Origin of the sequence: Streptomyces rectiviolaceus (genome assembly GCF_039533825.1) — a bacterium.
Classification (GTDB): domain Bacteria; phylum Actinomycetota; class Actinomycetes; order Streptomycetales; family Streptomycetaceae; genus Streptomyces; species Streptomyces rectiviolaceus.
The window spans coordinates 1-22,064 of record NZ_BAAAUG010000179.1; the positions used below are offsets into that span (position 1 = coordinate 1).

The 22,064-nt window shown below is 69.5% G+C and carries 14 protein-coding genes and 1 tRNA gene; 4 read left to right on the plus strand and 11 right to left on the minus strand.

The features are described 5' to 3' along the window. Nucleotides 1-332: 332 nt before the first annotated feature. Together ABD378_RS38040 and ABD378_RS38045 are read left to right on the plus strand one after the other, a co-directional pair. A complete protein-coding gene (locus ABD378_RS38040) occupies nucleotides 333-1,133 on the plus strand; it encodes an Fpg/Nei family DNA glycosylase (RefSeq protein ID WP_344528906.1) in 801 nt (266 codons plus the stop codon). Between the two features lie 154 nt (nucleotides 1,134-1,287). After that, on the plus strand, nucleotides 1,288-2,166 hold the full coding sequence (locus ABD378_RS38045; protein WP_344528908.1) for an SDR family NAD(P)-dependent oxidoreductase: 879 nt from the start codon (nucleotides 1,288-1,290) through the stop codon (nucleotides 2,164-2,166). Nucleotides 2,167-2,647: 481 nt separating this feature from the next. On the opposite strand, the gene ABD378_RS38055 is transcribed toward ABD378_RS38045, so the two are convergent. The 9 genes from ABD378_RS38055 to ABD378_RS38095 all read right to left on the minus strand — a co-directional run bounded on the left by ABD378_RS38055 (nucleotide 2,648) and on the right by ABD378_RS38095 (nucleotide 17,147). Next, entirely contained in the window at nucleotides 2,648-3,118 is a 471-nt protein-coding gene (locus ABD378_RS38055; RefSeq protein WP_344528910.1) for a Dps family protein, read from the minus strand. Between the two features lie 224 nt (nucleotides 3,119-3,342). Further along, a complete protein-coding gene (locus tag ABD378_RS38060; protein WP_160507571.1) occupies nucleotides 3,343-3,717 on the minus strand; it encodes a helix-turn-helix domain-containing protein in 375 nt (124 codons plus the stop codon). A gap of 109 nt (nucleotides 3,718-3,826) precedes the next feature. Next, nucleotides 3,827-4,453 (minus strand): CinA family protein, encoded by a 627-nt coding sequence (locus tag ABD378_RS38065; RefSeq protein WP_344528913.1) that lies wholly within the window; start codon nucleotides 4,451-4,453, stop codon nucleotides 3,827-3,829. Further along, a complete protein-coding gene (gene pgsA / locus ABD378_RS38070) occupies nucleotides 4,450-5,163 on the minus strand; it encodes a CDP-diacylglycerol--glycerol-3-phosphate 3-phosphatidyltransferase (protein WP_344528915.1) in 714 nt (237 codons plus the stop codon). The genes ABD378_RS38065 and pgsA overlap by 4 nt, the downstream gene beginning before the upstream one ends. Beyond that, nucleotides 5,160-6,653: a 30S ribosomal protein S12 methylthiotransferase RimO gene (gene rimO / locus ABD378_RS38075; RefSeq protein WP_344528917.1), complete on the minus strand. Its 1,494-nt coding sequence runs from the start codon at nucleotides 6,651-6,653 to the stop codon at nucleotides 5,160-5,162. Before rimO ends, pgsA begins: the two co-directional genes overlap by 4 nt. A 66-nt stretch (nucleotides 6,654-6,719) precedes the next feature. After that, nucleotides 6,720-7,607 carry a helix-turn-helix domain-containing protein gene (locus ABD378_RS38080; protein ID WP_344528931.1) on the minus strand — a complete coding sequence of 296 codons (888 nt, stop codon included), beginning with the start codon at nucleotides 7,605-7,607 and terminating at the stop codon, nucleotides 6,720-6,722. A 188-nt stretch (nucleotides 7,608-7,795) separates the two neighbouring features. Next, nucleotides 7,796-10,573, minus strand: a complete 2,778-nt coding sequence (locus ABD378_RS38085; RefSeq protein WP_344528919.1) for a DNA translocase FtsK — start codon at nucleotides 10,571-10,573, stop codon at nucleotides 7,796-7,798. A 138-nt stretch (nucleotides 10,574-10,711) separates the two neighbouring features. Further along, nucleotides 10,712-11,395: a response regulator gene (locus tag ABD378_RS38090; RefSeq protein ID WP_344528921.1), complete on the minus strand. Its 684-nt coding sequence runs from the start codon at nucleotides 11,393-11,395 to the stop codon at nucleotides 10,712-10,714. 244 nt (nucleotides 11,396-11,639) lie between these two features. Then, complete coding sequence (locus tag ABD378_RS38095; protein WP_344528923.1) at nucleotides 11,640-17,147, minus strand: HAMP domain-containing protein; 5,508 nt, start codon at nucleotides 17,145-17,147, stop codon at nucleotides 11,640-11,642. 274 nt (nucleotides 17,148-17,421) lie between these two features. Here ABD378_RS38095 and ABD378_RS38100 point away from each other — a divergent pair, with 274 nt between their 5' ends. Then, entirely contained in the window at nucleotides 17,422-20,085 is a 2,664-nt protein-coding gene (locus tag ABD378_RS38100) for a SpoIIE family protein phosphatase (protein ID WP_344528925.1), read from the plus strand. An 81-nt stretch (nucleotides 20,086-20,166) separates the two neighbouring features. Here ABD378_RS38100 and ABD378_RS38105 read toward each other — a convergent pair. Continuing rightward, a tRNA-Thr gene (locus ABD378_RS38105) sits at nucleotides 20,167-20,239 on the minus strand. A 117-nt stretch (nucleotides 20,240-20,356) separates the two neighbouring features. Here ABD378_RS38105 and ABD378_RS38110 point away from each other — a divergent pair. Beyond that, a complete protein-coding gene (locus tag ABD378_RS38110) occupies nucleotides 20,357-21,277 on the plus strand; it encodes a CE1 family esterase (protein WP_344528927.1) in 921 nt (306 codons plus the stop codon). A gap of 12 nt (nucleotides 21,278-21,289) precedes the next feature. On the opposite strand, the gene ABD378_RS38115 is transcribed toward ABD378_RS38110, so the two are convergent. Further along, nucleotides 21,290-21,952, minus strand: a complete 663-nt coding sequence (locus ABD378_RS38115) for a DegT/DnrJ/EryC1/StrS family aminotransferase (protein ID WP_344528929.1) — start codon at nucleotides 21,950-21,952, stop codon at nucleotides 21,290-21,292. Nucleotides 21,953-22,064: the final 112 nt, after the last annotated feature.

Below are 22,064 nucleotides of genomic sequence, written 5' to 3' on the forward strand. Positions count from 1 at the left end.
AGCCACCGCCCCGCTCAGCCACGCCCAGGCCCGAGGGCCCACGCCCTGCGACCACCACCCGCCCAGCCGCACCCGGAGCTCCCCGCCGCACCCAGCCCACGCCCCGCGCCCGCCCAGCAGCCCCCAACATGCCACCCCGGCGGCTCATGGCTCACGGCACACAGCCACCGCCCCGCTCAGCCACGCCCAGGCCCGAGGGCCCACGCCCTGCGACCACCACCCGCCCAGCCGCACCCGGAGCTCCCCGCCGCACCCAGCCCACGCCCCGCGCCCGCCCAGCCCAGCCCAGGCGCCCACCCCAGCTAAGCCCCCAACATGCCACCCTGGACCTCATGCCCGAAGGCGACACCGTCCACCAGGCAGCCCGGCGTCTGCACTCCGCCCTCGCCGGGCACTCCGTCACGCGCTCCGACCTCCGTGTCCCGAAGCTGGCGACCGTCGACCTCACCGGGCGCACCGTCCTGGAAGTCACCCCGCGCGGAAAGCACCTCCTCACCCGCTTCGAGGGCGGGCTCACCCTGCACTCCCACCTCCGCATGGACGGCTCCTGGAAGGTGTACGCCCCGGGCGAGCGCTGGAGCGGCGGCCCCGGGCACCAGATCAGGGCGATCCTGGGCACCGCCGAGCGCACGGCCGTCGGCTACCGCCTGCCCGTGCTCGAACTCCTCCGCACCGCCGACGAGCACAAGGCCGTGGGCCACCTCGGCCCCGACCTCCTGGGCCCCGACTGGGACCCTGAACAAGCCCTCGGCAACCTCCTGGCGACCCCTGACCGCCCCCTGGGCGAGGCCCTCCTCGACCAGCGCAATCTCGCGGGCATCGGCAACGTCTACAAGAGCGAGCTCTGCTTCCTCCTGGGCACCACCCCCTGGCTCCCCGTAGGTGAGCTCCCCGCCGAGACGGCCTCCCGCCTCCCCGCTCTCGCCAAGAAGCTCCTGGAAGCCAACCGCGACCGCCCGGCGCGCACCACCACGGGCCGCGACCGCCCGGGCCAGCGCCTGTACGTATATGGCCGCGCACCCCGCCCCTGCCTGCGCTGCGGCACCCCCATCCGCACGGCCGAGCAGGGCGACGGCTCCCGCAACCGCCCCACGTACTGGTGCCCCTCCTGCCAACAGGGCCCGACCCCCTGAATCCGGCAGCCACCCAGAACCCTCCGAGCACCGCGCCCCAGCCACCGCACCCCGCCCCACCCACACACCGCCACCCACACACCACCCGCACCCCCAGCAACCCACCCCCACCCGCCAGTTGACGCCCCGTCAGGTCCCGCCGTACCGTCCCGTCATGCCCCTCACGGCGTACGACCTCAGCGGACGCACCGCATTCGTCACCGGCGCGGCCAGCGGCATCGGCAGGGCCTCGGCCGTGCTCCTCGCGGAAGCGGGCGCCACCGTCCACTGCGCCGACCGCGACGCCCAGGGGCTCCACGAGACGGCCACCCTCATCAAGACCGCGGGCGGCACCGCGCACACCCACCCCCTGGACGTGGCCGACAGGGCCCAGGTCGAGCAGGCCGTCGCGAGCGCCACCGCGACCAGCGGGCGCCTTGACGTCATGGCCGCCATCGCCGGGATCATGCACAGCAGCCCGGTCCTGGAGACCCGCGACGAGGACCTCGACCGGGTCCTGAACATCAACTTCAAGGGCGTCCTGTACGCCTGCCAGGCCGCCGCCCGCGCGATGATCGCGGCGAACACCGGCGCCGCGGCTGACACCGGCGCCACAAGTGACGCCAGCGCCGCGGCAAACGCCACCGCCGCGGCGAACACCGGCGAGGCCAACAGCTCCGGCACCCGCCGCTCCGGCAGCATCATCACCATGGCCTCGGGCGCCGTCGACACCGGCGGCCCCGGCCTCCTCTGCTACGGCGCGGCGAAAGCCGCCGTCGTCCAGCTCACGAAGACCCTCGCCACCGAGGTGGGCCCGCACGGCATCCGCGTCAACGCCGTCGCGCCGGGCTGGATCCGCACCCCCATGACCGACCGCCACGACACCGACGCCCAGGCGCACACCGAGGAGCTCATGGTCCGCATGTCCCCGCTGCGCCGCGTCGGTGAACCGGAGGACATCGCACACGCCGTCCTGCACCTGGCTTCCGACGCGTCCGCCTTCACGACGGGCCAGATCCTCCGCCCGAACGGCGGCGTCGCCATGCCCTGGTGACAGCGCCACCGGCGGCCTGGCCAGCAGACTCGGCCGTACGCTCCCCAGGCCACCCCGGCGCACCGTCCGCCCGCCGCGCCCGCTGCCTTGACCGGGCCGCGGCGCCCACCGCCCGGGACTTCGGCACGCAGTGCACCGGCAGCAGACTCAGCCCCCACCCACCGGCCGCGACGGCCCCCTCCAGGACCCCCGCATCAGGCGCGAGGGCCAGCCGCAGCACGCCCCACCACCAGAGCGCACCGAGCGCCAGAGCCGGCGCCCACCGCACGACTCTCCATGCCACGGCCACCACCTCCACCTGAGGCCCGACGCCCGGTCGACGACGCTAGACGCCAGGCTCCACCCGGCGCGAGGGCGCACCACAGGGCACACGAGGCACAGCTACGACCACCGGGACAAACCGTTCTCCACGGTCAACCCTTCTCCACGATCAGTCCTTCTCCACGATCAGTCCTTCTCCACGATCAGCCGCTCTCCGCGATCAGCCGTTCTCCGCCTGGAACATCCAGTGATGCTTCTCCAGATCGGCCGTGATCCCGATGAAGATGTCCTGGCTCACCGGATCCGCGTCGCCGGTCGCCTCGACCCGCTCCCGCATCCGCGTGATCACCGCACCGAGGGCGTCCACGAGCGTCCCCACCGCGTCCGCGTCCTTGACCCAGCCGTCGGCGACCTCACCGATGCCGCTGCTGCGCGCCACGGTCGCCGCGCGGCCGTCGGGCGAGACGCCGAGCGTGGAAGCCCGCTCGGCCACCGTGTCGGAGTGCGCCCTAGCCGTGTCCACGACCTCGTCGAGCTGCAGATGAACGGACCGGAACCGCGTGCCGACCACGTTCCAGTGGATCTGCTTGGCCACGAGGGAGAGGTCGACCAGATCCACGAGTGCCCCCTGCAGGGCGTCCGAGACCGTCTTCAGATCCGCATCGGACAGAGGGCTCTTCACGACGTACATCCATCCTCCAAGGCTCACGAAACCCCGTTATCGAAAATCCCCACCAACAATGGCATAGGTGCACCAATTGGGGCATCTCAAGCCAGACGGGCAGACGGACAGACGCAGATGGACAGATGGCAGATGGACAGACCACAGGAGGACAGACAGAAGCCCCGGCCAGTAACCCGGCCGGGGCTTCCTCACATCTGAACGCTCAAACAGCGTGCACAGTCAGCGCAGCATCACGCGGCGACGACGTCCACCGCCTCCGCAGGCGCCTTGATCGTCACCCGTTCCGGCGGGACACCGCTCACCGAGACGGAATTGAGCATCGGGCGAACCGGTGCGCGCACCGGTTCCGTAGCCGCTGCCGACGCAGCCAGTTCGGCGAGAGAGAGCTCATCGCTCACCTCGCGCATGAGCTCGGACATCCGTACGTCAAGCGCGTCGCAGATCGCGGAAAGCAGCTCGGAGGATGCCTCCTTCTGCCCCCGCTCCACCTCGGAAAGATAGCCGAGCGAGACTCGGGCGGACGAGGAGACTTCGCGCAGAGTACGGCCCTGGCGCTGGCGCTGCCGACGCAGCACGTCACCCAACAGGCGACGGAGCAGAATCATCGGTGGCTCCCTCCTCGGACCGCGTAGCCGCATCCTTCACGCCCCACCGTACCGCCTCGCGCGGCGGCCGTGCGGGGAGCGATGTCGTGTTCACTCAGGGCTGCAAACATCAATTCCCCCCGTTCTGTTCCGTATCCTGTGCCCGCCCATTCCCGGCACGTTCGCCGGACAGCCGCTCGAGCAGCAGCGTGAGCACGCTCCGTACACTCTCCATACGGATGTCCGAACGCTCACCGTTCAACCGCAGCGCGGCCACTTTCCCCTCAGAGCGAAGCGCGGAACCCGGTCCACCGACCGTGGAATCCGGTCCACCGACCGTGGAAACCGACCCGCCGACAGCGGAATCCAGCCCGCCGACCGTGGTTTCCGGCCCGTCGACCGCCACGAAAACGGTCCCGACCGCCTGCCCGTCCTGTGGATCCGGCCCCGCGACGCCCGTGGTGGCGATCCCCCAGTCCGCGCCCATGACCTTGCGCACACCGGCCGCCATCTGCAGCGCCACCTCGGCATCCACGGCGCCACGCTCGGCCAACAGGGTGCCGTCGACGCCGAGCACCTGGTGCTTCAGATCGGTCGCGTACGCCGTCACCGACCCCCGGAAGACCCGTGAGGCCCCCGGCACCGCCGTCACCTCCGCGGCCACCAGACCGCCCGTGAGCGACTCGGCGACGGCGAGCGTCTCGCCCCGCGCCTCAAGCAGCCGCAGCACCTCCGCGGCCGGGCCGGCGGACGTCACGGCGTCGGCTCCCGAGCCCCTTCGCCGGAGGCCGCGGCGGAAGCGGACGCCGCTTCCGCCGCCTCCGCAAGACCGAGGCGGCGCAGCACGACGGCCTGGCGCACATAGTCGAGCGCGGTCACCACGGTGAGGACGACGGCGACCGCCATCACCCAGAACCGCAGTGTGGCGAGCGGCCCGGTCAGCGCCAGGACGTACATCCCGGCCGCCGTGCCCTGCCAGAGCGTCTTCATCTTGCCGCCGCGACTGGCCGGAATGACACCGAAGCGGATCACCCAGAACCGCATCAGCGTGATCCCCAGCTCACGTCCGAGAATGACGCCCGTCACCCACCAGGGCAGATCACCCAGGTAGGAGAGACAGATCAGCGCGGCGCCCATGATCGCCTTGTCGGCGATGGGGTCGGCGATCTTCCCGAAGTCCGTGACCAGGTTGTACGTACGTGCGAGGTGCCCGTCGAACAGGTCGGTGATCATGGCGACGGCGAAGGCGGCCCAGGCCCACGCGCGCCAGGCCGGGTCGTACCCGCCGTCGGCGAGCAGCAGCATCACGAAGCCGGGCACAAGCAGCAGCCGGATCACCGTCAGCAAGTTGGCGACGTTCCACACGCTGGCCTGATTGACGGCCGCAGCGCCCAACTTTCCGCCGCGCACCGGCTTGGCGCCATGCGCGCCGGAGCCGCCCGCCGCGGATGCCGGGACTCCGGTCATCTGCGCGCCTCCTCGGCCGGGATCCGGGGCGAGCCCCCCAGAATTTCGCTGTACTCAGCCACCAGGTCCACGCCTTCCGTGCCGACCACCTTTGCCACGACCATACGACCGACCTGCAGGCCGTCCACACCCGTGGCGCCCGTGAAGCGGACCTGGCCGTCCGTCTCGGGCGCCTGGTGAGCCGCCCGGCCGATCGCGCCGTCCTCGTCGTCCACGGACTCCACAAGCACCTCGACGGTCTCACCGAGACGGTCGTCGGCGCGCTGCGAGGTCAGTTCCTCGGCGAGCCGCGAGATACGCGCGAGCCGCTCGTCGACGACGTCCTGGTCCAGCTTCTGGTCGTACGTCGCCGCTTCCGTGCCCTCCTCGTCGGAGTACCCGAAGACGCCGATGGCGTCCAGCCGCGCACCCGTGAGGAAGCGCTCCAGCTCGTCCACGTCGGCCTCGGTCTCACCGGGGAAGCCCACGATGAAGTTGGACCGCACACCGGCCTGCGGCGCCTTGGTCCGGATGGTGTCCAGAAGCTCCAGGAACCGGTCGGTGTCCCCGAAGCGCCGCATCGCCCGCAGCACGCCGGGGGCGGAGTGCTGGAAGGACAGGTCGAAGTAGGGGGCGACCTTCTCCGTGGAGGTCAGTACGTCGATGAGTCCGGGGCGCATCTCGGCGGGCTGGAGGTAGCTGACGCGCACCCGCTCGATCCCGTCGACGGCCGCCAGCTCGGGCAGCAGCGTCTCCAGGAGGCGGATGTCGCCGAGGTCCTTGCCGTACGAGGTGTTGTTCTCGGAGACGAGCATGACCTCCTTGACGCCCTGATCGGCCAGCCAGCGCGTCTCGCCGAGGACGTCCGAGGGGCGCCGCGAGATGAAGGACCCGCGGAAGGAGGGAATGGCGCAGAACGAGCAGCGCCGGTCGCAGCCGGAGGCCAGCTTCACCGAGGCGACGGGGTTGGTGCCCAGGCGTCGCCGCAGCGGGGCACGCGGCCCCGAGGCGGGCGCGAGGCCGTCGGGCAGGTCCACGGGCGCGTGCCCGGGCAGCGCGACGTCGGAGCCCGCCTCCTGCCGCTCCGCGGGGCTGATCGGCAGCAGCTTGCGCCGGTCACGCGGGGTGTGGGCCTCGACACTGCCGCCGCTCAGGATGGTGTTCAGGCGGGTGGAGATGTCGGAGTAGTCGTCGAAGCCGAGGACACCATCGGCTTCGGGGAGGGCGTCGGCGAGCTCCTTGCCGTACCGCTCGGCCATGCAGCCGACGGCCACGACGGCCTGGGTCTTGCCATGACCCTTGAGGTCATTGGCTTCCAGGAGGGCGTCGACGGAGTCCTTCTTGGCGGCTTCGACGAATCCACAGGTGTTGACTACGGCGACGTCCGCGTCTTCGGCGGCCTCGACGAGCTGCCAGCCGTCCGCCTCCAAGCGGCCTGCGAGCTCCTCCGAGTCCACCTCGTTGCGGGCGCAGCCAAGAGTGACAAGGGCGACGGTGCGGCGTTCGGGCATGTTCTCAAGACTACTTTGTCCCTGCCCGGGCCCCCGCCGCGAGGGTCCGGGCTCCCGTCACACGGCTCAGCCGACCTCGGGATCACCCTTGGTGTACGTGAGCCGCTCGACCTGACCAGGGTCGAACTCGTTCTCGACTGCCTTGCCGTTCACGAACAGCTTGATCGCGCCCGCGTCGCCGAGGACAAGGTCGATCTTCTGCTTGTCCTGGAAGGTCTTCGACTTGCCCTGCTCCAGGACGCCGTCGAAGAGCGTCCGGCCGTTGTGGTCCTTGGCCGAGATCCAGCTGCGGCCGTCCGCCGCGTTGACCTTGACCGTGACCTTGTCCTGGGGGGCGCCGGCGATGGCGCTGTCCGACGGGTCCGGCTTGGGGTCGGCGGGCTTGTCGGGCGTCGGCTTCGTGGCGGGCTTGCTCGTGGCGGGCGTGGAACCTTCGGCGACCTGCGACTTCGATCCATCGCTTTCATCCCCTCCGCTGAACGCGGTGAAGCCGACGAAGCCGATCACGGCGACGATCGCCGCGACCATGGCCGCGGTCCAGTTGGGACGGCGCGGATCGGACCTGATCCGCTCGGCCTCGAAGAGCGGCGCCGCCGGGGTGGGCGCGGGCGGGCGCCCGCCGTGCGCCTCGTCGTACTGGGCCAGCAGAAGGGCGGGATCGACGCCCACGGCGCGTGCGAGCGTCCGGATGTGACCGCGGGCGTACACATCTCCACCACATCGGGAGAAGTCGTCCTGTTCGATCGCGTGCACGATCGGGATGCGCACCCGGGTGGACGTACTGATCTCGTCGACGGTCAGGCCCGCGTCGATACGTGCCTGCTGCAGCGTGCGCCCGATCGAGGGCCGGTCGTCAGCCGGACTCTCAGCTGCCGGACGGTCGTCAGCGGGCCGTTCGTCTGTGGGTCGGTGGTCTGAAGGACGGTCGTCTTCAGGGGAGTTGCCGATGGACACGGGGGCGCCTTTCGAGCGTGTAGCCACCTGCCGGATGTTCAGTCTAGGGGGGTTCTGAAAAGGTGGGGCAACTGGGCGACGGACTTTGTACGCCATCGGAATGGCCGGTCATCCTGATGGTGGGGCATGGTGCTGTCCCTCCCCTCAACTTGACGTATGCCGAAGGGAAACGGTTGCCTGCCGCTCCCTTATGGGTGAGCCTCCCCCCGGATGACGGCAAGCACGCCATCCAGTTCGTCGCCCTTCACAAGAACGTCACGAGCCTTGGAGCCCTCGCTGGGGCCCACGATGCCGCGCGATTCCATGAGGTCCATGAGCCGTCCAGCCTTCGCGAAGCCGACCCGCAGCTTGCGCTGCAGCATCGACGTGGACCCGAACTGAGTGGAAACCACCAGTTCAGCGGCCTGACACAGCAGATCGAGGTCGTCGCCGATGTCCTCGTCGATCTCCTTCTTCTGCTTGGTGCCGACGGTGACGTCGTCCCGGAAGACGGGCGCCATCTGGTCCTTGCAGTGCTGGACGACCGCGTGGATCTCGTCCTCGGTGACGAAGGCGCCCTGCATACGGGTGGGCTTGTTCGCACCCATCGGCAGGAAGAGCCCGTCGCCCTTGCCGATCAGCTTCTCGGCGCCCGGCTGGTCGAGGATGACGCGGCTGTCGGCGAGCGAGGAGGTGGCGAAGGCGAGCCGCGAGGGCACGTTCGCCTTGATCAGACCGGTCACGACGTCCACGGACGGCCGCTGGGTGGCGAGCACCAGGTGGATGCCCGCCGCGCGCGCGAGCTGTGTGATGCGCACGATCGAGTCCTCGACGTCGCGCGGGGCGACCATCATCAGGTCGGCGAGCTCATCGACGATCACAAGCAGGTAGGGGTACGGGCTGAGCTCCCGCTCACTGCCCTCGGGCGTCTTGAGCTTGCCGTCGCGGACGGCCTGGTTGAAGTCGTCGATGTGCCGGTAGCCGAACGCAGCCAGGTCGTCGTAGCGCAGATCCATCTCGCGTACGACCCACTGGAGCGCCTCCGCGGCCCGCTTGGGGTTGGTGATGATCGGCGTGATCAGGTGCGGGATGCCCTCGTACGCGGTGAGCTCGACGCGCTTGGGGTCGACCAGGACCATCCGTACGTCCTCGGGGGTCGCCCGCATCATGATCGACGTGATCAGACAGTTGATGCAGGACGACTTGCCGGAGCCGGTGGCTCCGGCGACCAGGATGTGCGGCATCTTCGCCATGTTGGCCATGACGTAGCCGCCCTCGACGTCCTTGCCGAGCGCGACCAGCATGGGGTGGTCGTCCTCGGCCGCGTCCGCCAGACGCAGCACGTCGCCCACGTTGACCATCTCGCGGTCGGTGTTCGGGATCTCGATGCCGACCGCGGACTTGCCGGGGATGGGGCTGATGATGCGGACGTCGGGGCTGGCGACCGCGTACGCGATGTTCTTGGCAAGGGCCGTGATCTTCTCGACCTTCACGGCCGGGCCGAGCTCGATCTCGTACCGCGTGACCGTCGGGCCACGCGTGAAGCCGGTGACGTCCGCGTCGACCTTGAACTCGGCGAAGACATTGCTGAGCGAGGCGACGACCACGTCGTTGGCGGCGCTGCGGGACTTGCCGGGGCCGCCTCGCTCGAGCAGGTCGAGCGAGGGCAGCGAGTACGTGATGTCGCCCGCGAGCTGCAGCTGCTCGGCGCGCGGCGGGAGGTCCCGCGGCTGTTCCGGGGCCGCCTTCGTCAGATCCTTCACGCCGGAGTCGGACGAGCCGCGGGTCTCCCCCGGCTTCTTACGAAGCACGCCGGGCGGCGGGCTGTCCGTGGCGCGCGCGGTCGGGACCGGCGCGGAGCTCTCGGAGCTGTCGGCGGGCCGCTCGTCGCGCTCCCCGGAGACGCCCTGCGTGAGGTCGGCGACCAGCGGTGAGGGCGGCATCCCGTGCAGGACGGCGCCGTCCAGGGCGGCGGCAGCGGCGGCCGCCACGTCCACCGCGTCCATCGGCCGGTCCAGAGAGGGCTGTGAGGACGCCCTGCGGGGCCTGCGCCGCCGGGTGAGCGCCTCCTCCTCCGCCTGGTCGGGGGCGTACGCCTCGGGGGCATCGGAGCGCCTGCGCGAGCGGGCGGGCAGCGCCTCGCGCCACTGCTCCTCGTACCGCTCGTCGTCCGCGTAGCCGCCCTCCGCCGCCTCGGGCGCCGGCTGGACGATGCCGAGCTTGGTGCCGAGCAGCCGCAGCCGCTGCGGGATGGCGTTGACGGGCGTCGCCGTGACCACAAGCAGCCCGAAGACGGTCAGCAGGACGAGCAGCGGTACGGCGAGGACCTCGCCCATGGTGAAGATCAGCGGAGTGGACGTGGCCCAGCCGATGAGGCCGCCCGCGTCCCTTATGGCCTCCATGCCGTCCGCGCGGGCGGGCGAACCGCAGGCGATGTGCACTTGGCCGAGCACGCCGATGACGAGCGCGGACAGGCCGATCACGATGCGGCCGTTCGCGTCGGGCTTCTCGGGATGCCGGATGAGGCGTACGCCGATGACCGCGAGCAGTATCGGGAGCAGCAGATCGAGGCGGCCGAAGGCGCCGGTCACCAGCATCTCGACGAGGTCGCCCACGGGACCCCGCAGATTCGACCACGTGCCCGCGGCGACGATCAGCGCGATGCCGAGCAGCAGCAGCGCGAGGCCGTCCTTGCGGTGCGCCGGATCGAGTCCCTTCGCGCCTCGCCCTATGCCGCGGAACAGCGCGCCCACGCTGTGCGCGAGACCGAGCCAGAGGGCGCGCGCGAGGCGGTACACGCCTCCCGTGGGACTGGGCGCCGGCTTGGGCGCGGCCTTCTTCGCCGCGGCTTTCTTGGCGGGCGCCTTCTTCGCCGGAGCCTTCTTGGCGGGCGGCTTCTTGGCGGCGGCCTTCTTCGCCGGAGCCTTTGTGGGCGCGGCCGCCTTCTTCGCGGGCGTCTTCTTGGCTGCGGACGGACGTGAGGCCATGCGTCTGAGGTTACCGGTGGAGGCCACTGCGGACACGTGTGCCCACTGCTTCACCCGTTTGTGTCGCCCTTGCGGGGGCGGTGAACTGACGGATGTTCACCGCCTCCACGTCGGCTTCTGCCCGGTGTCCGCGCCGGCTCAGCTCTGCGACGACACCGAAGGCGCACCGCTGCCGGTGCCCGGCTCCAGGGCGTCAAGAGCCCGCCGCAGGCCGGTGAGTTTGCGTTCGAGATGGGCCGCAGTGGCGACGGCGGCGGCATCCGCCGAGTCGTCGTCCAGCTGTTTCGACAGCGCCTCCGCCTGCTCCTCGACTGCCGCGAGGCGCGCGGAGAGCTCCGCGAGGAGCCCCGCGGGCTCCTTGGTCTCACCCGCCGCGGACTTGTCGCCGCCTTCGAGCTGGAGACGCAGCAGGGCTGCCTGCTCCCGCAGTTGGCAGTTCTTCATGTACAGCTCGACGAACACCGAGACCTTCGCGCGCAACACCCACGGATCGAACGGCTTGGAGATGTAGTCCACCGCACCCGCCGCGTAACCGCGGAACGTGTGGTGCGGGCCGTGGTTGATGGCGGTGAGGAAGATGATCGGGATGTCCCGGGTCCGTTCTCGCCGCTTGATGTGCGCGGCGGTTTCGAAACCGTCCATGCCTGGCATCTGGACGTCCAGCAGAATGACCGCGAAGTCGTCCGTGAGTAGTGCTTTGAGCGCTTCCTCCCCGGACGATGCCCGTACCAGGGTCTGATCGAGCGCAGAGAGGATGGCCTCCAGCGCCAGCAGATTCTCCGGCCGGTCATCGACCAGGAGGATCTTGGCCTTCTGCACCATGGCCCGCCCTCCTCGCCCCGGCGGTACACCGGGCGCCGCCCCAGGGGACGACTCCCTTACGCCGTCCGTCCTTGTGCCGGTCATGGTAGCCGCACCCCGCCTGTCGACACACCCTGTCACCGCGATGTCACTGTGCACGTAGCAGAAACGCAGTGGGAGACCAGAAGGTTCCCCGAATACCGTGGTTCTACACGGCTTCGGCCACACTCTGTCAGCAACTCCGCGTAATGATGCCTCTTCTCGGTCACTCCCCGCGCATCCACTGCTCCATCACCGAGAGCAGATGATCCGGGTCGACCGGCTTCGTAACGTAATCGGATGCTCCGGAGTCGATGGCCTTCTCCCGGTCGCCCTTCATGGCCTTCGCGGTGAGCGCGATGATCGGGAGTCCGGCGAACTGCGGCATCCTGCGGATCGCCGTCGTCGTCGCGTACCCGTCCATCTCCGGCATCATGATGTCCATCAGGACGACCGTCACATCGTCGTGCTGTTCCAGGACTTCGATGCCTTCACGACCGTTCTCCGCGTACAGCACCGAGAGCCCGTGCTGTTCCAGGACGCTGGTGAGCGCGAACACGTTGCGGATGTCGTCGTCGACGATGAGCACCTTCTCGCCGCCGAAGTGATAGCCGGGACGCGCCTCGGGCGCTTCCTGCCCTGTCGCCGCCCACTGCTCCTGGGACCGCTGCTCCGCGGTCGGCCCCTGCCCCGGCAGGACAGGCGGTTGCTCCGATGAGGCGTGCGCGGCGCGCCGGCGGCGCCTGAAGAGCGTGCCGGAGTCGGGCACCGCGTCGAGCCGTGGCGTCGGCGCCACGTCGCTCTGCGGCGGCTGCTCGGCCGTGGAAGCGCCCTCCTCCAGGGCGGGCCGCGAGACCGTTCCCGGCAGCGGTGCCAGCTGCGTGTAGCCCTGGGGCGGCAGTTCGCTCGGATGCAGCGGCAAATAGAGCGTGAACGTCGATCCGCGGCCCGGTTCGCTCGCCGCGTGGATCTCGCCGCCGAGCAGCCGCGCGATCTCCCGGCTGATGGAGAGCCCCAGTCCCGTACCGCCGTACTTCCTGCTCGTCGTGCCGTCGGCCTGCTTGAACGCCTCGAAGATGACCCGCATCTTGCTGCCCGCGATCCCGATGCCGGTGTCGCTGACCGAGAAGGCGATCAGATCCGCGTCCGCGTCCCGCAGCGAACCGGCTTCCAGGAGCTGTTCGCGGATGGCGTTGGGCACATCGGCGTTCGCGTGCCGGATCACCAGCTCGACCGCTCCGGAGTCGGTGAACTTCACCGCGTTGGACAGGAGGTTTCGAAGGACCTGCAGGAGCCGCTGCTCGTCCGTGTGCAGCGTCGCGGGCAGCTCCGGAGACACGCGTACGGAGAAGTCGAGTCCCTTCTCCGCGGTCAGCGGGCGGAAAGTCGCCTCTACGTAGTCGACGAGTTGCACCAGGGCGATGCGCGTCGGGGAGACGTCCATCTTGCCCGCCTCGACCTTCGACAGGTCGAGGATGTCGTTGATGAGCTGCAGCAGGTCCGAGCCCGCCCCGTGGATCGTCTCGGCGAACTCCACCTGCTTGGGGGTGAGGTTGGCGTCGGCGTTGTCGGCCAGCAACTTGGCCAGGATCAGCAGGGAGTTGAGCGGCGTACGCAGCTCGTGCGACATGTTCGCCAGGAACTCGGACTTGTACCGCATCGAGACCGCGAGCTGTTCGGCGCGCTCCTCAAGGACCTGCCTGGCCTCTTCGATCTCGGTGTTCTTGACCTCGATGTCGCGGTTCTGCTGGGCCAGCAGCTCGGCCTTCTCCTCCAGTTCGGCGTTGGAGTCCTGCAGTGCCTTCTGCCGGCTCTCCAACTCCGCCGAGCGCTCCCGCAGTTGCTCGGTGAGCTCCTGCGACTGCTTGAGCAGCACCTCGGTCTTCGTGTTGACGCTGATGGTGTTGACGCTCGTCGCGATCATCTCGGCGATCTGGCTGAGGAAGTCCTTCTGGATCTGCGTGAACGGCTGGAAGGCGGCCAGCTCGATCACGCCGAGGACGGTTCCTTCGAAGAGCACCGGAAGGACGATCACCTGTGCGGGCGGCGCCTCGCCGAGGCCGGACGCGATCCGCAGATAGCCGGACGGCGCGTTCTCCACGAGGATCGTGCGCCGCTCCTGCGCTGCCGTGCCGATGAGCGTCTCGCCGGGCCGGAAGGATGTCGGCATGGAGCCCATGGAGTAGCCGTAACTGCCCATCATGCGCAGTTCGTACGCGTCGCCCTGCTCGGCGCCGGGCTCCGCGCCCTCGTCCGTGGGCAGTGCCAGGAAGAAGGCGCCGTGCTGCGCGGAGACCACCGGTGTCAGCTCGCTCATGATCAGCGAGGCGACGTCCGCCAGGTCGCGGCGGCCCTGCATCAGACCGGAGATGCGGGCGAGGTTGCCCTTGAGCCAGTCCTGTTCCTTGTTGGCCAGGGTGGTGTCGCGGAGGTTGGCGATCATCGAGTTGATGTTGTCCTGCAGGACCTGGATCTCGCCCGCCGCGTCCACGTCGATCTTCAGGTTCAGGTCGCCGCGCGTCACCGCGGTGGCGACCTCGGCGATGGCGCGTACCTGACGGGTCAGGTTCCCTGCCATCTCGTTCACGGATTCGGTGAGGTCACGCCACGTGCCGTCGACGTCCCGCACGCGCGCCTGACCGCCCAACTGCCCTTCCGTGCCCACCTCGCGGGCCACGCGCGTGACCTGCTCGGCGAAGGACGACAGCTGGTCGACCATCGTGTTGATGGTGGTCTTGAGTTCGAGGATCTCGCCCCGGGCGTCGATGTCGATCTTCTTGGTCAGGTCGCCCTTGGCGATCGCGGTGGTGACCATCGCGATGTTGCGAACCTGTCCTGTGAGGTTGGAGGCCATGCCGTTCACGGACTCCGTCAGGTCCTTCCACGTACCCGAGACTCCGGGGACACGGGCCTGGCCGCCGAGGATGCCGTCCGTGCCCACCTCGCGGGCCACCCGGGTCACCTCGTCCGCGAACGAACTCAGCGTCTTCACCATCGTGTTGACGGTGTCGGCGAGCTGCGCGACCTCGCCGCGCGCCTCGACGGTGACCTTCTTGGTGAGGTCTCCGTTGGCGACCGCCGCCGCGACCTGGGAGATGTTGCGCACCTGGCCGGTCAGGTTGTTCGCCATCAGGTTGACGTTGTCGCTGAGGTCCTTCCAGGTGCCGGTGACGCCCGGCACCCGCGCCTGGCCGCCGAGGTTGCCCTCGGTGCCCACCTCGCGGGCCACGCGGTTGACCTGCTCGGCGAAGTTGGAGAGCTGGTCGACCATCGTGTTCACGGTGGTGACGAGTTCGAGGATCTCGCCCTTGGCGTCGACGGTGATCTTCTTGGAGAGGTCGCCCATGGCGACGGCCGTGGTGACCTCGGCGATGTTGCGGACCTGAAGGGTCAGGTTGTTCGCCATGCCGTTCACGGACTGCGTGAGGTCCTTCCAGGTGCCGGAGACACCCTGCACCTCCGCCTGGCCGCCCAGGATGCCGTCGGTGCCCACCTCGCGGGCCACCCGGGTCACCTGCTCGGCGAAGGCGGAGAGCTGGTCCACCATCGTGTTGAGGGTGTTCTTCAGCTCCAGGATCTCGCCGCGCGCGTCCACGTCGATCTTCTGCGACAGGTCACCCCGCGCCACCGCGGTCGCGACCTGCGCGATGTTGCGCACCTGAGCGGTGAGGTTTCCGGCCATGCCGTTCACGGAGTCGGTCAGATCGCGCCATACTCCGGCCACACCTGGCACCTGCGCCTGGCCGCCGAGGCGGCCTTCCGTGCCCACCTCGCGGGCCACCCGGGTCACCTGGTCGGCGAAGGCGGAGAGCTGGTCGACCATCGTGTTGATGGTGTTCTTCAGCTCCAGGATCTCGCCGCGCGCGTCCACGTCGATCTTCTGCGACAGGTCACCCCGCGCCACCGCCGTCGTGACCTGGGCGATCTGACGTACCTGCGACGTCAGGTTCCCCGCCATGAAGTTGACGGAGTCGGTCAGTTCCTTCCAGGTGCCGCTGACGCCGTCCACACGGGCCTGGCCGCCGAGGCGGCCCTCCGTGCCCACGTCGCGCGCCATCCGCGTGACCTGATCGGCGAAGGACGACAGCTGGTCCACCATCGTGTTCACGGTGTTCTTCAACTGAAGCATCTCGCCGGAGACGTCGACGGTGACCTTCTGCGACAGATCACCGTTGGCGACCGCCGTCGTGACCTGCGCGATGTTGCGGACCTGGCCCGTGAGGTTGCGGAAGGCGGTGTTGACCGAGTCCGTCAGGTCCTTCCACGTACCGGCGGCGCCCTGCACCTGCGCCTGGCCACCGAGCTCACCCTCGACGCCGATCTCCCGCGCCACACGCGTCACTTCGGCACCGAAGGCGGAGAGCTGGTCCACCATCGTGTTCACGGTGTTCTTCAGCTCGAGCATCTCGCCCGCGACATCGACCGTGACCTTCTGCGACAGATCACCGTTGGCGACCGCCGTGGTCACCGTCGCGATGTCGCGCACCTGCGTGGTGAGGTTCCGGAAGACCGTGTTCACCGAGTCGGTGAGGTCCTTCCACGTACCCGCCGCGCCCGGCACATTCGCCTGACCGCCCAGCTGTCCCTCGGCGCCGACCTCGTTCGCGACCCGGGTGACCTCGTCCGCGAACGTACGCAGCGTCTCGGTCATCTGGTTGATGGTCTCGGCGAGCTGAGCCACCTCGCCGCGCGCGCTCACCGTCACCTTCTGGGACAGATCGCCGTTCGCGACGGCCGTCGTGACCTGGGCGATCCCACGCACCTGGGCGGTGAGATTGCCGGCCATAAGATTCACCGAATCGGTGAGGTCCTTCCACACTCCCGCCACACCCGGCACCTGCGCCTGGCCGCCGAGCTCGCCCTCCGTGCCGACCTCGCGCGCGACGCGGGTCACCTCGGAGGAGAACGACGAGAGCTGGTCCACCATCGTGTTGACGGTGTTCTTCAGCTCCAGCATCTCGCCGGCGACATGAACCGTCACCTTCCGGGACAAGTCACCCTTGGCGACCGCCGTCGTGACGAGAGCAATGTCACGCACCTGCGCGGTGAGCCGGTACGCCATGGTGTTCACCGAATCCGTGAGGTCCTTCCACGAACCGGACATTCCGCGCACCCGAGCCTGACCGCCCAGCTTGCCCTCGGTACCGACCTCGCTGGCCACTCGCGTGACCTCGTCGGTGAACGTCGACAGCTGATCGACCAGGTTGTTGACCGTCCGGCCGACCTTCAGGAACTCCCCGCGCAGCGGATGGCCGTTCCCCTCGTCCACCTGCGCCCGCAGCTCCATCCGCTGCTCCAGGTCGCCCTCCGCGACCGCGGAGAGCACCCGTCCGACCTCGGAGACGGGACGTACGAGATCGTCGACCAGCGCGTTCGACGCGTCGATCGCAGCCGCCCACGAGCCCTCGCTCGCGCCGCTCTCCAGCCGTTCCGTGAGCTTTCCCTCACGTCCGACCATGCGCCGCACCCGGGAGAGCTCACCGGTCAGATGCAGATTGCGGTCGGCCACCTCGTTGAAGACGGCGGCGATCTCGGACATGACGTCGTCGCCGGAGACCGTCAGCCGCTTGCGGAAGTTTCCGTCCCGCATGGCCGCGAGCGCCGCGAGCAACCTGTTCAGGGCCGCCGCGTCCACTGACGTAGTCGCCCCGTTGCGCGGTTTGCGCTGTTTGCTCTGGGACTGTCCGTCTTTCGCACGCGTTTTAGTGCCCCGCGTCGCTGCGCCAGACTCCACTGTGTCCCTCCCGCAAGGGTCGACCGTACTTCTCGGGTTACCTGGGCTCTCTCCAAGAAGCTTGCCCAGTGTTTCACCATGGCTGAACCAGGCCATAACAGTTCGGCAGCTTCGCACACCGTCCGCACACCCTCCGGGCGGAAACACTGACGACCGGCATCAGCATGGACGGCGAAGGTAAGTAACCTGGCATCCGGCTGTCCAACCACCCCGGTCCTGCCCGGCCTGGGCGGTGGCACACGTACAAGCGGGCATTCGGAGGGGCGGCCGCACCATGGTGGGAGATCTGGGCGTCGATACTCGTACGAGGAGTTCTGTGATCACCGCGCGCGCGGCTGCGACTTTCGACCCCGTCGGACGTTCCGTCGCGACGGCCCGCTCCTTTGTCCGCGACACCCTCCAGGGCTGGGGGTTCACGGACATCGTCGACGACGCCGTCGTCCTCACCAGCGAGCTGGTCACCAACGCCGTGGTGCACGCCGGAACCGCCGCGGACGTCCTCTGTCTGCGCAGCGAGGACGCCGTACGCATCGAGGTCTCCGACCACTATCCGGAACGCGAGATCCCGCTCCAGCAGTCCGCGGCGAGCATGGGCAGCCCCGACCGCGAGGGAGGCCGCGGCCTCCAGCTCTGCGCGGCGCTCGCCACCCGCTGGGGCGTCGACTACAGCCCCACCCACAAACAGGTCTGGTTCCAACTCGACCTCCCCGACCGCTCGGTGGGCACCCGCGCCGCGGGCCCCGCCCTCCCGGCCGAACTGCTCCCGCTCACCGACGGCAGGGTCCGCGTCGCCGTCGTCCAGATCGACCGCGTGGGCGCGATCTCCGCCTGGAACGAAGATGCGGAAGAGCTCTTCGGGTACGCCGCCGAACAGGTCACCGGCAAGCCCCTCACCGACCTTGCCGCCTGGCCGCACACCCCGGGCACGAGCACCGGCATCGTGGAGGCCCTCCAACTCTCCCGCTGGGAGGGCAGTTACGGCATCCGCGGCTCCGACGGCCGCGTGACCCCGGTCTACGCCTCGCACCTGCGCGTCCGTGACGCCGACGGCGAACCCTCCACCGTCTGCCTGCTCGTCCGCGACGACGAGCGCGCCGTCCTGCAGACCCCGCTGCGCGGCCCCGCCCCCGAGCCGGGGGCGCTCACCGAGTCGCACACCGCCGACCCGTTCGAGGTCTTCATCGGCTCCCCCGCGCCGGACGACCTCGACGGTCTGCTCCAGCGCACGGTCGAGCGCGCCCGCGACATGCTCGACGGCGACGCCGCCTTCCTGCTCCTCGCCACGGACGACGAGACGGAGCTGGAGGTCCGCGCCTCCACAGGCCTCCCCTCGGCCCGCCAGCGCTTCGCCCGCGTCCCCGTGGAGGCGGGCCCCGGACGCTACGGCTCCGCCCGCATGCCGGCCGTCCACGAGGACCTCACGGTCGTCCCCGGCGCCGTACCGCTCCTCAGCGGCACGGGCATGCGCTCCGTGGTGACGGTCCCGCTGAAGGTCGAGGGCCGCCTCACGGGCTCCCTGGGCGTCGCCGCCGAGTCCCCCGACCGCTACTCGAACGAAGAGGCCCTGCGCCTCCAGTTCGCCGCCGACCGCATCGCCCTCGCCGTCGAGTCCGCGCGCCTCGGCGAGCTGGAACGCCTGCGCCGCGGCTCGCTCTCCTTCCTCGTCGAGGCCTCGGACCTCCTCGCGGGCACCCTGGACCGCGACCAGACCCTGGCGCTCATGGCCCAGATGACGGTCCCGACGCTCGCCACCTGGTGCGCGGTCTACACGATCGCCGACCAGTCGTCAGAGCCGTACCTCTCGTACGTCCTCCACGAGGACGAGGAGCGCATCGACGGCCTGAAGGCGCTCCTCTCCAAGATCGCCCCTCCCGACCCCGTGCCGACCCCCGGAGCCCGCGTCTGGGCCGCCCCCTCGGAGGCGGCCCACCAGGCCGCCCTGCGCACCTCCATGCGCAGCCTCGGCCTCGGCGAACCCATGAGCCTCGGTGCCGGCATCGGCACGACGCTCTCCACGGCATCGGCGGTGGGCGGCGAGACGGTCGTCCTGCCCCTGGTCGCCCGCAACCGCGTCATCGGCATGCTCACGCTGGGCAAGCCCTCCGACGAACACTTCCGCCAAGAGATCCTGGAACTGGCCGAAGACCTCTCCCGCCGAGCGGCCCTCGCCCTGGACAACGCCCGCCTGTACTCGGAGCGCATGGCCATCAGCCAGTCCCTCCAGCGCAGCCTGCTGCCGCCGGGGCTCCCGCAGATCCCGGGCGTCGAGGTCGAGGTCATCTACCGCGCGGCCGGCGAGGGCAATGAGGTCAGCGGCGACTTCTACGACCTCTTCCCCATCCGCGACGGCGCGTACGGCTTCGCGATCGGCGACGTCTGCGGCACGGGCCCGGAGGCCGCCGCGGTCACCGGCCTGGCCCGCCACGCCCTGCGCCTGCTCGCCCGCGAGGGCTTCGGCGGCCCCGCGGTCCTGGAGCGCCTGAACGCCGCGATCCTCGACGAGGGCGCCCGCAGCCGCTTCCTCACCCTCCTCTACGGGGAGTTGTGGCCGCAGGAGGACGGCTCGGCCGTCCTGAAGATCGTCTGCGCCGGACACCCGCTCCCGCTCCGCCTGCGCCAGGACGGCACGGTCGAGCCGTACGCGGAGCCGCAGCCGCTGCTCGGCGTCATGGACGACCTGGAGCTCTACGAACAGACGATGACGCTCGACCCCGGCGACGTCCTGCTCTGCGTGACGGACGGGGTCACCGAGCGCCGCGAGGGCACCCGCATGCTCGGCGACGACGGCCTCGCGGACGTCCTCACCACGTGCACGGGCCTCACGGCCGGCGCGGTCGCGGCCCGCATCATGCGCGCGGTGGAACGCTTCGCGACGGACGCCCCGTCGGACGACATGGCGATCCTCGCGATGCGCGTCCCGGGCCTCCAGAAGGACTGAAAACCTCGCCGGCCCCAGAGCCCCCGGGAAACAAAAAAGTCCCCGCCCAACTGGGCGGGGACTTTCCCGACTTGCTCTCTGAGCCCCCAAGCGGAATCGAACCGCTGACCTTCTCCTTACCATGGAGACGCTCTACCGACTGAGCTATAGGGGCCTGTTGCGTGTTCGCGGTTTCCCGCGCGGCAACGGAATAGATCATACCCGAAAGCGAAGGCGCATCGAACCGCCCATTCCTCTGGACCGCCCGCACCGCCACTGCCACTCTGCGCCCATGCCGACCCGACGTGGTACATCCATGCGGTACTCCTTACCCCTGGCTCTGGCCGCCCTGCTCCTGCCGGTCGCGGCCTGCGGGTCCGACGACGGCAACGAAGCCGCGGACCGCAAGCCCACCAAGAAGCCACCGGCCGCGGAGACCCCGCGCCCAGGCGACCACAAGGTCACGCTCACCTGGAAGGGCAAGAAGCGCGTCTACACGGTGCACGCCCCACCCGGCTACACCCGCGCCGAGAAGCTCCCGTTGGTCATCGCCATGCACCCGTATCCGGCCACCGGCGCGGCCGCGGCCACGATCAGCGGCCTCAGCGCCAAGGCGGACAAGGAGAACTTCCTCGTCGCCTACCCCGACGGCCTCAACCAAGGCTTCAACGCCTTGATCTGCTGCGGCACCGAGGACGACGTGGGCTTCATCCGTACGATGACGAAGAAGCTGACCGGCCCCTGGAACGCCGATCCGGACCGCGTCTACGCGACCGGCATCTCCAACGGCGGCGACATGTCCTACAAGCTGGCCGTCGAACTCCCCGACACCTTCGCGGCCATCGCCCCGGTCAGCGGCGGCTATCTCGGCCCCGACTCGGCAATGGACTCGTACATGCCGAAGACTCCCGTCTCCGTGATCACCTTCATCGGCGGTCTCGACCAGCACTACACAGGGATGGACGAGGGCATCACGGCCTGGCAGAAGCGCCTGTCCTGCGATGCGAGCCGCCCCGAGAAACCCAAGAACAAGATCAAAAAAACGACGGCCAAGTGCCGCGACGGCTCGGACGTCATCGTCTACAGGCTGCCGGACATGGGCCATTCCTGGCCGGACGGCGCGGGCGGGAGCATGTCGGACCCCGCCGCGGGCATCAACGCGACAGACCTGATGTGGAAGTTCTTCAAGTCCCACACCAAGAAGGCGTCCTAGGGAACGAGACTCCTAGAAGGCCGGCTGGAGAAGCCCGCCGAGCGCGTTGCAGGCGGACACGACGCGCTGCAACTGCCGCCGCGACATCGCCCCGTCGACCGGCAGCGCCAGCGTCTCGTCCGCGGCACGCTCGGTCTCCGGCAGATAGACGTCCCGCCAGAACTTCGGCGTGCGATGAGCGGGCGTCTTGACGGGCACCCGGCAGTCAATTCCCTTGGCCCGTACGGCACGCGCGAACGCGTCCCGGTCCGGCCGCCCGTTGCCGGGCACGCGCACGACGTACTGCTGATAGCTGTGCCCCTCGACGCCGTCCGGGGTGATCACACCGCCGAGCCGCCCGCTCAGGTAGGCCGCGTGGGCCCTCCGCCCCGCGAGCTCGTCGTACGGTGCGTCCAACTCACCCTGCTCCAGTACGAGAACGCCGTGCCGCTGCCCGACGTCCCGAAGCCGCCTGACGTCGGCCGGGTGCCCGAAGCGGTGTACGACGGCCACAGCGGCCGTACGGGAGGTCACTGCGGCGTTCACCGCATCAGGATCAAGGCAGTACGTCGCCCGGTCTATGTCCGCGAACACGGGCACGGCCCCTGCCAGGACCACGGCCTCGGCGATCTCGACGTTTCCGTATGCCGGCACGATGACCTCGTCACCGGCACCGACACCTGCGGCTCGCAACATGCCAACTGTCCCCATGACTCAGGATGTTGACTGCGGAACGTGAACGGCAAGTGACGCAAAACAAAAAAGAGCTGGTCCCTGAACCGAAGTTCAGGGACCAGCTCTTCTAATA

Bases quoted from the DNA above. Each gene is read 5' to 3' on its own strand.
- ABD378_RS38040 (WP_344528906.1), top strand. From the start codon at position 333: ATGCCCGAAGGCGACACCGTCCACCAGGCAGCCCGGCGTCTGCACTCC.
- ABD378_RS38045 (WP_344528908.1), top strand. From the start codon at position 1,288: ATGCCCCTCACGGCGTACGACCTCAGCGGACGCACCGCATTCGTCACC.
- ABD378_RS38055 (WP_344528910.1), bottom strand. From the start codon at position 3,118: ATGTACGTCGTGAAGAGCCCTCTGTCCGATGCGGATCTGAAGACGGTC.
- ABD378_RS38060 (WP_160507571.1), bottom strand. From the start codon at position 3,717: ATGATTCTGCTCCGTCGCCTGTTGGGTGACGTGCTGCGTCGGCAGCGC.
- pgsA (WP_344528915.1), bottom strand. From the start codon at position 5,163: ATGACCGGAGTCCCGGCATCCGCGGCGGGCGGCTCCGGCGCGCATGGC.
- rimO (WP_344528917.1), bottom strand. From the start codon at position 6,653: ATGCCCGAACGCCGCACCGTCGCCCTTGTCACTCTTGGCTGCGCCCGC.
- ABD378_RS38085 (WP_344528919.1), bottom strand. From the start codon at position 10,573: ATGGCCTCACGTCCGTCCGCAGCCAAGAAGACGCCCGCGAAGAAGGCG.
- ABD378_RS38090 (WP_344528921.1), bottom strand. From the start codon at position 11,395: ATGGTGCAGAAGGCCAAGATCCTCCTGGTCGATGACCGGCCGGAGAAT.
- ABD378_RS38100 (WP_344528925.1), top strand. From the start codon at position 17,422: ATGGTGGGAGATCTGGGCGTCGATACTCGTACGAGGAGTTCTGTGATC.
- ABD378_RS38110 (WP_344528927.1), top strand. From the start codon at position 20,357: ATGCCGACCCGACGTGGTACATCCATGCGGTACTCCTTACCCCTGGCT.
- ABD378_RS38115 (WP_344528929.1), bottom strand. From the start codon at position 21,952: ATGTTGCGAGCCGCAGGTGTCGGTGCCGGTGACGAGGTCATCGTGCCG.